The 664-nt window shown below is 67.3% G+C and carries 1 protein-coding gene; it reads left to right on the top strand.

Going from position 1 to position 664, the window contains the following annotated elements; genetic code table 11:
* Positions 1-664: AsmA-like C-terminal region-containing protein (locus tag EOA33_RS37675; RefSeq protein ID WP_149990369.1), on the top strand; the 664-nt coding region annotated here is incomplete at both ends.

Raw genomic sequence — 664 nt, 5'->3', positions numbered from 1 at the left:
TCGAGCGCCAGCGCGCCGGCAAGGTGCGGCATTCCATCCTTCACGTCGACATTGATCTGACCACGGGGGCGCTCGCCGCCGGGCCGTTCGCCACCGCCCATGACGCGTCGCTGTCGTTGAAGCTCGACCAGGAGGGCATCCGCGTCTCGGACCTCAAGGCCAGGCTCTTCGGCGGCGCGCTGACCGGCCTGTTCGAGCTGAAGAACAATGACGGCACCGGGCTTTTCTCCGGCCAGATGAAGCTCGCCGGTGCCGATCTTTCGGCCCTGTTGCCAAATGCCGGCCTGAGCGGCAGTGGCGATGTCTCGACGGCGCTGTCGACCAGCGGCAAGTCCGTCGATGCGATGGCAGCCGCTCTGTCCGGTTCCGGTACGGCGACGCTGAGGGGGCTCACCATCGCCGGCGTCAACCCGGACGCCTTTCCCGCCTTCGTCGAGAAGGCCGATTCGATCGGGCGCGATATCGACGCGGCCAAGACCGCAGGCTTCGCGCCGGAGATCGCAGCCAATGGCAATTTTGCCGCCAAAGACACCGAGATTGCCTTCACGGTGGCCGGCGGCACGCTGCGTGCGCCGCCGATCAGCCTCGACAATCCGGCGGCGACGCTGTCCGCCGACGTCACGGCGAATCTCAACGCCAGCACCGTCTCGGCAAAGGGCGCCAT

Source organism: Mesorhizobium sp. M4A.F.Ca.ET.050.02.1.1 (assembly GCF_003997725.1).
GTDB lineage: Bacteria > Pseudomonadota > Alphaproteobacteria > Rhizobiales > Rhizobiaceae > Mesorhizobium.
This window is presented reverse-complemented; position numbering and strand designations above follow the sequence as displayed.